Origin of the sequence: Salipaludibacillus sp. CF4.18 (assembly GCF_051262595.1) — a bacterium.
GTDB classification, from domain to species: Bacteria; Bacillota; Bacilli; order Bacillales; family Salisediminibacteriaceae; genus Salipaludibacillus; species Salipaludibacillus neizhouensis.
Map to the genome: position 1 here is coordinate 22,780 of NZ_JBIMEV010000006.1, position 13,842 is coordinate 36,621.

Genomic DNA, 13,842 nt, shown 5'->3' on the forward strand with positions numbered 1-13,842 from the left:
TTTTTATTAGGAAAAACGGCATAGCCGTCTTTTATTAAATTCTTTATTTTACAAATCAGATTATCTGCTTCATTGTCTTGAGTTGTACTATTGTACAAAATTTTCGGGTTTAGATATACTTTAACTACCTTTGCATAAGAAAAGTAGTTTTTCTTTTTAGCAAAATAACTCGAAAGAACAAAGTTCCTGAGGGTATTTATTACTGTACTATCTGCGAGTTTTTTACCTCCTTTTTTGATCATACTGCTTGTTAAGGGGTTGACACGATGTGGCAAATAAATTTGACATTATTCTTTTTCGATTTTTTCTAGTTTGGTATTTTATCGGATTAATATTACTATCTTTTGATTTAGTTCCCCCATGGTTAGAGTGGGCAAACGTAGTTTTCCTTATTAGTTCAGGTTTGTTGGGAATCGTCTATTTCCTTCGTAGTGAAAATTACTTACGAGGTGTACTCATTGTCATCATCATTTTCTTTATGTCCATGGGCATCGAGAGCTTCGGTGTTCATACTGGATTATTTTTCGGGGATTATACATATGAAACTGATTTTGGTTTTAAATTGATTGGAGTTCCAATTACGATAGGATTTGCATGGCTTATGGTCATGGCTACATCTCATGTCCTTGCAGCACCTATGGTTTACCTTCTCCCGCGCTTTAAAGCTTTCATATATGCCTTCTACGGGGGAATAATAGCAACCTCCTTAGATCTGATTATCGATCCTGTTGCTTATGCTGTGAAGAGATATTGGGTATGGAATGAAGGTGGCTTTTATTACAATATACCATTTTCAAATTTTTACGGCTGGTTTATTCTATCTTTCATCCTTCATCTATTAATCTATGGATTGTTCCATCGCTCTGGCAAATGGGAAAATACTGGTTCTCGTTTTTGGACTAGCAGGATTGTAGCTTTGTATATCATGATGGCTGGTATGTTCATCATACTCGCTTTCGTAAATGGCTTATGGCTCGCTTCTTTCATATCAGCTATCACATTACTATCCTATGTGTCGGTATACATTGTTTTAACAAGGTCTCAAACTCATGATTAAAGCGAACCGAAAGACGTCGTTTGAAAAAGTATTTCATCTCTATAATCAACGTTTATTAAAAAAGTCCTTTCACCAAATAAACATAACAAAGGACTCCTATCTCCCTGCTAAAAATAACGGTATCTACTTTATAAACCATAGCTCTTGGTGGGATGCTTTAGTTCTTTTTTATTTAAACCAGTCCTTGCTGAAGCTGGATGCAATAGCTATGATGGACTCGGATGGATTGCATCGGTTTCCTTTCTTCAGTAAGTTAGGCGCCTATTCTATTGATACAAAATCACGTCACTCTTTAGTGACTTCCTTGCAATATTCTTCTGAACAATTAAACCGAAATAAGCACTTGTTTTTATTTCCTTAAGGACAGGAAACGCATATAGATAAACGGCCTTTATCTTTTTTCTCAGGGGCATCGTATCTCCATGAGAAAAATCCAACAGTTCCAATGATTCCAATTGCTTTTTACCATGGTTTTTTTCATCATCAGCTCCCAGAGTGGTATGTTCATATAGGACAGCCTTTATCCATTCCGAAAGAAGTACCAAGGAAAGATAAGACACATTATTTAGAAAAGGAAACCGAAATCTTATTAGACACTCTTAAAACTAGAGTCATGGCTGATGAGCCTCAGTTATTCAACGTTTTATTAGAAGGGAAAAAGGGGATTGGAGAAACTTGGGAAGCATTTAAAAAACACATAAGGAGGGAGAAGCTATGATTCTAACAGGTTACCTGGTTGTATTTTTTTTACTCATTGGATGGACAGGTCTGAACGGGATTTCTCTTCCCTCTCTTAAAACCCAGATAAAGTATAAAGAGCTACCAAAAGTTTCTGTCCTCATACCTCTCAGAAATGAAGAAGAAAATGTCTTTTCCCTCATTGATTCACTAAAGGCTCTAACGTATAAAAATACAGAATACATCTTTTTGAACGACAATTCCACTGACAATACTACATCCTTTCTTCATCAGGCGATACATGGAGATAATCACTATCGTGTGATTGAAGGGAAACCGTTACCCAAGAAATGGGTAGGTAAAGTACATGCCTGTCATCAACTTTCCGAAGCAGCAACAGGCGATTATTTGTTATTTTTAGATGCCGATGTCCGCGTACATCCTGAGACGATTCAACGAAGTCTAATGGCATTTAAAAAAGACACAGGACTTGTCACCGGTTTTCCGAATTACCCGTTAAAAAGTATCCTCGGTCACCTTCTCGTGCCGATGCAGCACTTTGTTGTGTTTCTGCACTTGCCTATTCTTCTTGCAAATAAGACAACTTGGCCTGCCGCTACTGCTGCTCATGGTATTCAAGAGGTGTGCCTATGACGCGATTGATGGGCATCGTTCGGTGAAAGATTCTCTTGTAGAAGATATTCATATTACGAGAAATATTAATAAACGTGGCTACAAGGCTCTTCTCGTTAACAATACTAATACTGTCCGCTGTTACATGTATAATACTAGTAAAGTAGTATGGGATGGATTCTCAAAGAACCTCTTTCCGGGTCTTGGCAGAAATCCGTTTCTCGTAGTTATCCTAATCCTTTTTTACTTTGGTTTCTTTGTTATGCCGCTCCCTTTTGCAATATGGGGAATTGTGACAGCTAACTATATGTGGGTTCTACCATTTATTTGTTCCATTATTATTAAAGGAATCGTGGACTTCATGACTCACCAAAAAAAGTGGCTTTGTTTTTTCATTCCATTTTCTGCAATGGGCATGATCACACTTTTATGCTTTTCCACTTATTTAGGTATATTTAAACGAGGATTTTCCTGGAAGGGACGAACATATCAATGACAAAACAAAAAGCAATTGTTATCGGCGGCGGACTTGCCGGGTTATCCGCAGCAATCAAACTTCAATTTGACGGCTTTGACACTCTGATTATTGAAAAAAACAGTGTATTTGGTGGTAAACTCCATGAAGTAACATTGGGTACTCACCGATTTGACTTTGGCCCTAACGTGATCACCATGCCCCATGTTTTTCAGAATGTTATTTCAAATGTTGGTCTTAACCCCGACGACTATTTTGAATTTATCAAGCTTGACACCCATACTAAAAATGAGTTTCCGGATGGATCCTCGTTTTATTTTTCCTCGAATAAAGAAAGAATGATCTCTGAGCTTGCATCGGTAGACAGCTATGCTGCAAAACATTATCCAGCCTATTTAAAAGAAGTGGAACGACTGTATAAACTATCCAATAATTATTTCTTGCACCGTACTTTTTCTTCTTGGAAAGACTATTTATCACTGCCTTTAACAAAAGCAATGCTTACTGCGAACCCTATCGAAAACCTTGATCATTTTCATCGGCGCTTTTTTAAAGATGAGCGTGTTATCCGTGCATTCAATCGCTATGCTACGTATATCGGCTCCTCCCCATACAACGCTCCGGCAACATTTGCGCTCATTGGCCATTTAGAATTAAGCCAAGGTGTATTTTTTACTAAAGGCGGCAATCACAATATTGCAAAAGGCTTTGTTCAAGCTGCAAAAGAGTTAGGTGTGACGCTAATTGAAAATGAAGAAGTGATAGAAATACATACAAAAGAGAGTGAAATTACTGGATTAGAGACGAATGCCGGAGAATATTACGAAGCAGATGTTTTTGTATTAAATGGTGATTTATTAAGTCAGTATCCTCGTTTAATACGAGAAAATGAACGTCCATCCTTTTCCAATAAAAAAGTCAACAAACTTGAACCATCGATTTCTGCCTTTGTTATTTTGGCTGCAACATCGAAACGCTTTGATCTCCATCATCATCAAATTATGTTTGGTGATCATATAAAAGAAGAATTTAATGACATCTTCCATAACGGTAAATATGGCTCTGATCCTTCGATCTATTTATGTACCTCTGCTAAAACAGACCCAACTCTTTCACCAGATGGAGATAATATTTATATTTTAGTAAATGCACCTCCGCTCCGTAAAAACGGAACTCAACAAATAGATCCAAAGTTGTTCGAAGAAAAAATTTACACTCGTTTAGAACAAAGAGGGCTAGACATTACTTCTTCTTTAATTGATTCCAAGGTTGTTGACCCTAAACAGATCTCTTCACGCTTCAACGCCTATCGAGGTGCTTTATATGGTCTAGCCTCCAATAAACGTAAAGATGCATTCCTCCGCCCTTACAATCGCTCTAAAGACATACATAATTTGTATTTTGCCGGAGGAAGTACGCACCCTGGTGGTGGATCTCCTATGGTTGTATTAAGTGGTCAAAATATCGCTAACCTCATTACTAAAAACCATCGTCATTAATTTTTGGAATGATCGCTCGCTTTCAATGAATGGTCCCCGATTCTACTCCAAGAAGCGAAGGTGGCGAAAAGGAAAGAGGTATATTTACCTCTTTCCTTTTTTCGCCTATACATCTACCATCTCTTTCATAATTTGCTGCTTGTTTTCGCTGGTCACAATCGCTCGCTGATGAAATACCTCGTAGTCATTTGCTCGCACAGAATTAAGAATTTCTTTGTAAAAATATGCAGCTGCCCTTACAGGAATTCTAGAGTAAACAGGATAGACACTCATATCCTTAAGCCCGCTCTGATAAAATAATTCCGCTCGTTCGGCAAGATCTTCCCAAATTGCTTTGAAATCCTTCGTTACCTCTTTATTAGCTAATATTTCCTCAGAAATGTGGTGGTCATCCATCATATCTTTAGGTAAATAGATCCGATTTCTTTCTAAATCTTCACCAATGTCCCTTAATATGTTAGTTATTTGCATTGCATAACCTAAATGTACAGCGCTCTGTTTTAATCTTTCTTCTTTACCTGGCGCCAAAATCGGTAATAGCATCAATCCGACTGTACTTGCTACAAGATAAGCATATTCTAATACTTCCCCTACTGAACCGTATCTTCTCTTTCGCAAATCTTGTTCCTGACCTCTAATCATGTCAAGAAAAGGTTCGGGATCAAAGGTGAACGTTTGGAAAGTATCTTCTAATGCGACCCAAAGCGAATAGGATTCAGATACTTCCCCTCCTAAAAATTGATCAAATTGCCTTTTAAATTCCTCTAACTCTTCTTCAGGATTGTCCCCTTCATCGACAATATCATCTACAGTACGGCAAAAAGCATAAACCGCCCAAACAGCTTGACGTTTTTTCTGGGAAGATGTTGAAAAGCTTTTGCAAACGTTTTTGAATGATACTCAATCACACGACGACAATCCTCATATGCTTCGTTTATATTCAACTTGAGGGTCCTCCTCCTATTCTAGGTTTGAATCTATTAAGAAAAACGCTAAGCGTCTTTTATTAAATACAGTGGATCTTTCGCCACCCCGAGTAGCACCTATGTAATCTGTGTAGGTGCTACTCGAAAGGAGGATGGGTTTCCCTTGCTGCGTGCGGCATGAAGATAGCAGTCATCTTATACTTTTAAAACTATAATTCTTGTGAACTCTCTTTAGCAAAATTTTCAGCATCTATATATTCTGCTAATAGTTTTGCTCCTTGCATGACAATCGGAATTCCACCACCGGGATGAACAGAAGCTCCCACAGCATAAATATTTTCCATGGAAAAAGGTTTTACCTGTGGTCTGAATACGCCTGATTGAAATAAAGTCGGGGCTATTCCAAAGCTCCCCCCCTCAAATAATCCCTCCTGTTTCGACTCATGAGGAGTTCGAATGTCCATCCATTCGATTTTTTCTTCGAGCTGCGGATCAAGACGTGATTTTAACTCTCCCAAAATTTTATCGGCGTAATTCGCATATTCTTCTTTAGAAATATCTGTCGAATCTGGGACAGGTACCAGCATATAGGCTACACTTTTCCCTTCTGGAGCCAGTGAGGGATCAATTAGGGACGGTGAAAATAAATAAAAAGACGGGTCTGTTGCTAATTTTTCATTTATAAAAATATCTTTCATTTGTTCTTCTAAGCTATCTGACATGAAAAACTGGTGAACATAGTTTGTTTTCAATTGTTCCTTCAATCCTAAATAAATTAATAAACAACCGGAGGATGGAATGAATTTTCTCTTAGACTCTTTTTTAACTAATTTCTCTGCTACCGGAAATCACCATTCAATATATAACGATCAAATGTTCTTGCATTTCCATTAACTATTAAAGAAGTAGCCCTTTCTTCTTCTACCGTGATATCCTCCACTTCTGATTCGTACTCGATTGTTATCCCTCGATCTGTTAACTCGTCTGTTAATACCTCAGCCAGATAAGCATAGCCACCTTTTATATACCAAATCCCATGTTCGTGCTCACTATAAGGTACAAGAGAATAAAGAGCCGGTGTTTGATCCGGAGACCCACCAATGTATAGCGTTTGTAACGAAAAAGCTTCCTGTAATTGTTTGGATTTAAAGTATTTTTTCGTTTGTGTGTTCACAGTTTGATAAGCTTTTAATTTTAAAAGTGTTCTAATATTTTTTTGCGTCCAAAAAGATCGTTTATTTACAAATGAAGTATCTAAGAATGCTTTTTTTCCTTTTTCAAAACGTTCTTTCATATTAGTCATATAGGATTCAAAAGCTTTTCCTTCACCTGGAAAATGCTTTTCCACTTCTTCTATCTGTTTAGATCGATCACTCCATTTCACAAAAGACTTTCCATCTTTGAAGTGAAGCGGGTAAATCGGATCAATTTTAACCATTTCAATTTTATTTAAATTGACATTCACTTCTGTTAAAATTTCCTGAATAATATGAGGCAGTAAAACAATCGTAGGTCCTTCATCAATCTTGTACCCCTCAGGCCCGTTAAAATAAGCTAATCGACCTCCTAGTCGATTCTCCTTTTCAAAAATAGTTACTTCTTCACCCCTTTTTTGCAGGTACAGAGCGGTAATCATCCCACCTATGCCGCCACCAATTATGGCTGCACTCATACTTTTCCCTCTTTTCTACGATAAGCCTTCGTTATAAGCTTTGCCGTGATTCGTGCTGATTCAAAGATAGTAGGTAGACCGCTTCCTGGATGTGTTCCGCCGCCAACTAACCACAATCTCTTTAACTCATTAGATTTATTATGAGGTCTAAAGTACATCATCTGTCCTAAATTATGGGATAAATTAAATGTTGCCCCTTTGTAAACATGTTTGTCATGTTCCCATTCATAAGGACTAAGTATTTTCTCCACTTCGATTGCATTACTAATATTCTTGATCCCCGCCCGTTTTTCGACTAAATTTAAAATGACATCTCTAAAGTTATCTTTTTGTGACAACCAGTCAATTTTGCTGAAATTATTAGGGACTGGAGCAAGGATATACAATGCCGATTTCCCTTTTGGAGCTAGAGTTGGATCCGTTATTGATGCGTTTTGTACATACACAGACGGATCATCCGATAGTATTTTCGATTTTGTTATTTCCTCGACGTTTCGCTTATAGTCCTCCGAAAACAAAATAGTATGGTGATCCAAATCAACTGGTTGGTTTACACCTGCATAGATCATAAATGTGGAGCATGAGTATTTTTTCTTTTCCAGTTTCATCGTTTTAAATTTTCGTTTATGTCTGTCATCCACAAGTTGGTTCATTCCTTGGGCAAAATCAGCATTCATAATGCAATCATCTGCTGCAATTCTTTCCCCATTATCCAGTTCAAGCCCTACGACTGATTTTTGCTCAACAATCATTTTTTTAACGCCAACTCCTAAATGTATCTTTCCCCCTTGTTCTTCAACAACTTTAGCCATGGCTTTTGTTAATTGATTCACTCCGTCTATTGGATGATGAACGCCATATTCATGTTCCATGAAAGACAAGATACTAAATGCCCCTGGACAGTCCCATGGAGACATTCCTAGATATTTAGATTAAAACGTAAATGAGAGTTTGAGACGCTCATCATCAAAATACTTTGACAGAACATCGTGAAGAGATTTACCTAATTCCAGTTGTGGTAATGCTTTTAAACTTCTTGGATGTAAGTAGGCTGCCAAGGAAGAATGTTTATTTTGTAAAATAGGTGTTAAAGCGGCCATCTTTTTCCGGGTATCTTTCATAAAATTTAAATAGCTGTCCCCGTTACCAGGAAAAAGATGTTCAATTCTTTGTTTCATTTGAACCGGATCTCGCGTTGCCCGTAATGTCAACTCGTCAAATTTCAATGAATACATAGGATCTAATTCTTTTAACGTTAAATAATCATTTAATTTACGACCTGTCGCTTCAAATATTTCTTCTAGAATATGATTCATACTAAGAAAAGTAGGTCCTAGATCAAACGTGTACCCTTTTTCCGTAAAAGATGATGTTCTTCCACCAACATAATTTTGTTTTTCATATATTTCAACGTCAAAACCATCGGCTAACAAAAGCATAGCTGCTGCTAATCCTCCTGGTCCAGCTCCGATTATAGCGATCTTTCTTCCTTGCATCCCCTTCACCTCTGTTTTTCTTCAGTCTCTATTGAATAGTGCTATATACCCATTCTACAATTACATTAAACAAAGGTTATACAAACATTAAATTATCTTATATATATTTCCTTCTAAAACGACACATGTGTCAATTAAAAAGAAAGAAGAGAAGTTATTTTCACCTTAAAAATAATTATTCTATCAATTTTTTCTGATTTACTTTTACTTTTTAAAGCTATGTAATTAAAAATATCTGATGAACAGAAAAAAAAGTGGTACTCAGGTTATAAAATAACCGTAAGTCCACCTTTCAAAAGTACTTATAAGTCCATTCCCTAAATATTAGGAAGTTATCTTTACATTATATTGCTTTAACCACATATCCATTTGCAACAGATGTGCCATGAGCTGCGGTCCCGTCATTAATTGTCCAAAGTAAGGTTCTGTAAACGAAGCCCCTTCCGTTGCAACAAGATCTTTTACCTTCTGGTAGTCAAGGATATCAAACAGAGGCGAATCTTTTTCTTTGATCACCCCGTCTAAAGCTTGAGTAACAAGGTTTTTATACGTGGGATGGTGTGTCTTTGGAAAAGGACTTTTTTTACGGTAAAGTATCTCTGTAGGAAGCACACCTTCTAATGCCTTTCGCAACAAGCCCTTTTCTCTATTGTTAAGCATTTTCATTGCCCAAGGAACATTCCACACATACTCTACCAAATGATGATCAGCAAAAGGTACACGTACTTCCAGACTCTTTGCCATACTCATTCGGTCCTTTCGCTCTAACAGTGTCGTCATAAACCAAATCATATTCACATAAAACATACCACGGCGTTTTGCTTCAATTTTTGATTCCCCTTCTAAATGGGGTACTTCTGCCAAGGAATCCTCATAGCGAGCTTTCACATATTCTTTCAGATGCAATTTTTTTTGCAAAGCAGGTCGGAGAAGATTTTCTCGGCCACTGATGGATGTCATCCACGGAAAAATATCACTCATTAATCTGTCTTCTCGATGAAACCATGGATAACCTCCGAATATTTCATCTGCGCATTCCCCAGAAAGTCCAACCGTTGCCTGCTTCCTTATCTCTCCACAAAACCACATTAAAGAAGAATCAATATCAGCCATTCCTGGAAGATCACGAGATCTCATGGAGTCTTCAAGTAAAGTAAAAAGTTTATCCTGAGTGATCACTGCATTATGATGATCGGTTTGAAACGTATTCGTCATTCGTTTTACCCAAGGGGCATCTGAATTGGGCTGAAAATCACTTTCCACGAAAAACTTCGCATTATCCTCGTAATCAAACGAAAATGTCTTCAATGTTGGAAGGTGTTTTTTTTGCATATGAGCATGAGATATGGCGGTTATCGCACTTGAATCAACCCCTCCAGATAAGAAAGTAGATATTGGCAAGTCTGATACTAATTGTCGTTCTATGGCATCTTTCACCAATTTTCTAACCTTTAGAGCCGTTTCTTCTTCTGAGTCTAGATGTTTTTCGCTTGTAACCTGCCAGTACCGACGGACTTCTGTATCATTCCTGGTCATCCTGAGCCAATGTGCAGGCCTTAGCTCTTTCATCCCTTTAAATACACCTTTTCCTGGCGTGTGTGACGGACTCAATCCAAGTAATTCCTGTAAACCTTCTGTGTCAACTTCCGTTTTAACTAGTGGATGAGCAAGAATCGCTTTCATCTCAGATCCAAATAATAAACCATTTTCAAGTGGATAAAAAAAGAGTGGTTTCACGCCTAAACGGTCTCTTGCCATAAAAAGCATTTCTCGAGCACTATCCCAAATAGCAAACGAAAAAATACCGTTTAATTTTTCTACACAACCCTCTTGCCAATGGATATATGACATTAATAAAACCTCTGTATCGGAGTATGACTCAAAGCGATAACCTAAGTTTTTCAGTTCACTGCGCAATTCATCAGTATTATATAATTCACCGTTATAACATAATGTATATTCTTTCCCGTTTTGCACACGAGTCATAGGCTGTGCGCCTCCTGCAGGATCGATAACAATTAATCTTCTATGACCAAAAACCACGTGATCTCCGCTCCACGTGGTTCCTGCATCCGGTCCTCTATGAGCAAGTGAATCAGCCATAGCTTTAACAACATTCACTTCGTTTTTCATTTCCCGCTTAAAATCTATCCAGCCTGTGATTCCACACACGTTGCATCCCTCGTTTCTAATATAAAGCTCTAGATAAAGCTCTACAATTATGCTATTCAACAAGGATTGTCCAAAATACAAGTAAGATAGATTTTTTACTTTACTTTTTTTAATGTAACCAAATACCAACTACCTTCACGAATTAATGGTTTCGTACTTGTAACTTTAAAACCAGCAGCTTTACCATCTTGTTTGAGTTCATTCATAGTAGGTAGCGGGTATAAATTTTCGTGAGCGGTCATAAAGGAATTAAACGCTGTCGCAAACGTCTGACCATGCGTTGCACCTATAACAGGAGTTATAAAAGTTACTGTTCCTTTTTTGTTTAAGACACCTGCAATTTTTTTGAATAGGTTTTCTCTGTCTTCTTTTGGAAAATAATAAAGCAAGTTATGAGCCATCACCATGTCCACTTTCCCTGAAAACTTCTCGATGTAATCGATCAAATCACCTTCATAAACATCGACTTGATCGCCTAAACGAGAAGAGGCCATCCTTGCGACATCTTTATTTAGCTCTACTCCTTGCAATTGAATGTCTGGAAAGTTAGATTGAATACTTTTTAAGTACCCTCCATAACCACAACCCAAATCTATAATTGAGGCTGGATTATTTTGCTTTATTCGCTTTAATATTGGAGTAACTGCAGCTTTTTCCAGTAACGTTGACGTTTCAGCGACGACATCCGCAAATTTATCTTCTAAGTAAGTAATTCGCTTTTTAGATTCTATTAAGTTTGGATATTCTAACAATGTCGGTATATGAAGTTCCATCATCTCGCGCAACAGAATTCCGACCGATTCATCGCTGTTCGCAGAGGCATACTTCACCATTTTTTTCTTGGACTTAATCTTTCCCGAAATCTTCTTTTTTAAATGACCTACTTCTAATCCAACTTCTATCCATCTTTCCAGCAAGGTTTCATCTAAATCATATTTTTCTGCAACCTCTTGTACCGTTTTACTTTCAGTAAAGTGCTCGAAAAGATTTAATTTATAGCCGACATGAGCATGCCATGTCGTTAAAAAGTTTTCATTACTTTTCATCCAATTTCTTGCTTGTAGCATTCTTTTTATTTCACTCAACTAGCTCACCGGCCCTCTCTAACCTTTTAATCCTGTAAAGGTCGTTTCCCTCGAGATTGTATTTCCAAACCTGGAGAGATCAAATATAGAGTATTTGACCGTATTTTTTAACAAAAACGCGTAGCGTCTTTTATTAAATGCTAAGTGATTCCTTCTTTTTAATATAAGACAGAAGCTTCTCACAACCTTTATCAACCAAATCATACACTTCAACAAAATTACCTGTGAAATACGGATCCGGAACGTCTTCGATTGATAAATCATTCATAAGATCAAGTAAACGGAATACCTCTCCTGATTCTTTAAAACCCTTCAATCGATGAAGGTTACCTAAATTTGAAGCATCCATTGCGATAATATAGTTAAAGTCTTGCAAATCTTTTTCTTCTACCTGTCGCGCAATAATATTTTCGCAATTTATCTGATGTTCTCCCAAAATATCAAGTGTCCCCTCATGAGGACTGTTGCCGATATGCCAATTGCCTGTTCCTGCTGAATCCGTGCTTATAATATGCTGTAAATTTTCTTTTTTTACCTTATCTCGGAATATCGCTTCAGCCATTGGTGATCTGCATATATTACCTAAACAAACAAACAGTACTTTTACCACAACAATTCGCTCCTTTACCAATTCATCTAATAAATATAGTATAGATTAGAAACCTTCATTGCAAATCTCCTGGCGACTCCTGTGAGGTAAACAAAAAATGAAGATCCCGCGCTAAGCACGAGTGTTACTTCACGAGTATGCTCCTAGTTGTCGCCACCCGAGTAGCACCTCTGAATTGCGTGTACCGGCTACTCGAAAGGAGCGTGAATTTCCCTTGATACACGTGGCGTAAAGAGAGCTGTCAATTTACATTTTAAAAAAAGAGATAAAAGACTTATGCCTTTTATCCCTGGGAAATCCTGTGTTTTTCATTAATTTTCTTAAGTCTTTCATTTACTTCTTCTTCAAGTAAATTGTGCTCTTTAATATAGCGGTTCCGCGAATGAACTCTGCAATCGTGTGTGCAGCCTCTCATGTAGAAATGTTCATTTTCTTCTGAACATAAAATCTGTTTATTACATTCGGGATTTCCACAATTAACATATCGTTCACAAGGCTCGTTCGTAAAATGATCCTGGCCGACTATTTTATGCTCTACCTGATTGATTGGAACGCTGATTCGTTCATCAAAAACATAACATTTACCGTTCCAAAGCTGACCTTTCACTTCTGGGTCTTTACCATAAGTAACGATACCACCGTGAAGCTGCGATACGTCTTCAAACCCTTCCTCCATCAACCAGCCTGAAAACTTCTCACAACGGACGCCTCCCGTACAATAGGTTAAAATTTTCTTATCTTTAAATTGTTCTTTATTTTTCCTAATCCAATCAGGCAATTCCCGAAATGAGTTAATATCCGGTTTCACAGCACCTTCAAAATGTCCTAATTCATACTCATAGTCGTTACGAGCATCAATGACAACAGTCTCGGGTTGATTTAATTGTTCAAAGAACTCCTTTGGATTCAAATAATTCCCGGTTATCTCTAGTGGGTTAATATCATCCTCCAAGCTTAAATTCACGAGTTCCGGTTTGTAGCGGACGTGCATTTTCTTGAATGCATGTTCTGATGCCTCATCAATCTTAAAAGGCATAGACGCAAAACAAGGATCTGCATGCATCATATCTATATAGGCCTGTGTTTGCTCAACGGAGCCTGAAACAGTGCCGTTAATTCCTTCTGCAGAAACTAGGATACGTCCTTTGAGATCAAGACTTTTACAAAAATCCAAATGCACCGTAGCATACTCTTCGGGATCTTCTATTTTTACATATTGATAATAAAGTAACACTCTATATGAAGGGTTAGTCATTTTTATACCACCTTTGCTCAAAACATCTTAAATTTATAAAGTACGAAGGATATTATACCAAAAGATCAGCGTGTATGACAAAAATATTTTTGTGTTTTTTATTTTTTTATTTCTAAGCATGATCATTCCATTAATAGGGTAGTCATAATGTAAGTACTTTGAAAAACAGTTTGTCATCTGAAAATATGAACTTTTTAGGTGTAAAGTGTTTTTCTGTTATTATTCTAGACTTTTCCGAACCTTATCAGGAAAGGCTATAATATACTGCTAGTTTTTACTACATA

Annotated in this window: 13 protein-coding genes and 2 pseudogenes; 6 read left to right on the top strand and 9 right to left on the bottom strand. The window is 37.3% G+C overall.

Translation table 11 applies throughout. The features are described 5' to 3' along the window. Window positions 1–268: 268 nt before the first annotated feature. The 6 genes from ACHABW_RS05970 (at window position 269) to ACHABW_RS05995 (ending at window position 4,342) form a co-directional block, all read left to right on the top strand. The gene (locus ACHABW_RS05970; protein ID WP_435754492.1) at window positions 269–1,057 is read left to right on the top strand and encodes a carotenoid biosynthesis protein; all 789 of its coding nucleotides are present in this window, start codon (window positions 269–271) and stop codon (window positions 1,055–1,057) included. Then, window positions 1,050–1,418 (top strand): lysophospholipid acyltransferase family protein, encoded by a 369-nt coding sequence (locus ACHABW_RS05975; protein WP_435754493.1) that lies wholly within the window; start codon window positions 1,050–1,052, stop codon window positions 1,416–1,418. Before ACHABW_RS05970 ends, ACHABW_RS05975 begins: the two co-directional genes overlap by 8 nt. 84 nt (window positions 1,419–1,502) lie before the next feature. Continuing rightward, window positions 1,503–1,775 (top strand): hypothetical protein, encoded by a 273-nt coding sequence (locus ACHABW_RS05980; protein WP_435754494.1) that lies wholly within the window; start codon window positions 1,503–1,505, stop codon window positions 1,773–1,775. Continuing rightward, window positions 1,772–2,389, top strand: coding sequence for a glycosyltransferase (locus ACHABW_RS05985; RefSeq protein WP_435754495.1), 618 nt, complete (start codon window positions 1,772–1,774; stop codon window positions 2,387–2,389). Before ACHABW_RS05980 ends, ACHABW_RS05985 begins: the two co-directional genes overlap by 4 nt. 22 nt (window positions 2,390–2,411) lie before the next feature. Then, window positions 2,412–2,864 carry a hypothetical protein gene (locus ACHABW_RS05990; RefSeq protein WP_435754496.1) on the top strand — a complete coding sequence of 151 codons (453 nt, stop codon included), beginning with the start codon at window positions 2,412–2,414 and terminating at the stop codon, window positions 2,862–2,864. Next, on the top strand, window positions 2,861–4,342 hold the full coding sequence (locus ACHABW_RS05995) for a phytoene desaturase family protein (RefSeq protein ID WP_435754497.1): 1,482 nt from the start codon (window positions 2,861–2,863) through the stop codon (window positions 4,340–4,342). The genes ACHABW_RS05990 and ACHABW_RS05995 overlap by 4 nt, the downstream gene beginning before the upstream one ends. Before the next feature lie 105 nt (window positions 4,343–4,447). Here ACHABW_RS05995 and ACHABW_RS06000 read toward each other — a convergent pair. The 9 genes and pseudogenes from ACHABW_RS06000 to ACHABW_RS06040 form a co-directional block, all read right to left on the bottom strand. Further along, window positions 4,448–5,146 (bottom strand): annotated as a pseudogene (locus ACHABW_RS06000) (phytoene/squalene synthase family protein); the annotation flags it as partial. A 2-nt stretch (window positions 5,147–5,148) separates the two neighbouring features. After that, window positions 5,149–5,286 carry a hypothetical protein gene (locus ACHABW_RS06005; protein ID WP_435754498.1) on the bottom strand — a complete coding sequence of 46 codons (138 nt, stop codon included), beginning with the start codon at window positions 5,284–5,286 and terminating at the stop codon, window positions 5,149–5,151. Between the two features lie 191 nt (window positions 5,287–5,477). Then, on the bottom strand, window positions 5,478–6,020 hold the full coding sequence (locus tag ACHABW_RS06010) for a phytoene desaturase family protein (RefSeq protein ID WP_435754499.1): 543 nt from the start codon (window positions 6,018–6,020) through the stop codon (window positions 5,478–5,480). Between the two features lie 86 nt (window positions 6,021–6,106). Next, a complete protein-coding gene (locus tag ACHABW_RS06015) occupies window positions 6,107–6,940 on the bottom strand; it encodes a phytoene desaturase family protein (RefSeq protein WP_435754500.1) in 834 nt (277 codons plus the stop codon). Continuing rightward, window positions 6,937–8,436 (bottom strand): annotated as a pseudogene (locus ACHABW_RS06020) (phytoene desaturase family protein). Before ACHABW_RS06020 ends, ACHABW_RS06015 begins: the two are co-directional and overlap by 4 nt. Window positions 8,437–8,760: 324 nt before the next feature. Then, window positions 8,761–10,608 (bottom strand): asparagine synthase (glutamine-hydrolyzing), encoded by a 1,848-nt coding sequence (gene asnB / locus ACHABW_RS06025; protein WP_435754501.1) that lies wholly within the window; start codon window positions 10,606–10,608, stop codon window positions 8,761–8,763. A gap of 95 nt (window positions 10,609–10,703) precedes the next feature. Next, window positions 10,704–11,693, bottom strand: a complete 990-nt coding sequence (locus ACHABW_RS06030; protein WP_435754502.1) for a class I SAM-dependent methyltransferase — start codon at window positions 11,691–11,693, stop codon at window positions 10,704–10,706. A 133-nt stretch (window positions 11,694–11,826) separates the two neighbouring features. Beyond that, window positions 11,827–12,303, bottom strand: coding sequence for a low molecular weight protein-tyrosine-phosphatase (locus ACHABW_RS06035; RefSeq protein ID WP_110935158.1), 477 nt, complete (start codon window positions 12,301–12,303; stop codon window positions 11,827–11,829). Window positions 12,304–12,586: 283 nt separating this feature from the next. After that, window positions 12,587–13,558 carry a rhodanese-related sulfurtransferase gene (locus ACHABW_RS06040; RefSeq protein ID WP_435754503.1) on the bottom strand — a complete coding sequence of 324 codons (972 nt, stop codon included), beginning with the start codon at window positions 13,556–13,558 and terminating at the stop codon, window positions 12,587–12,589. Window positions 13,559–13,842: the final 284 nt, after the last annotated feature.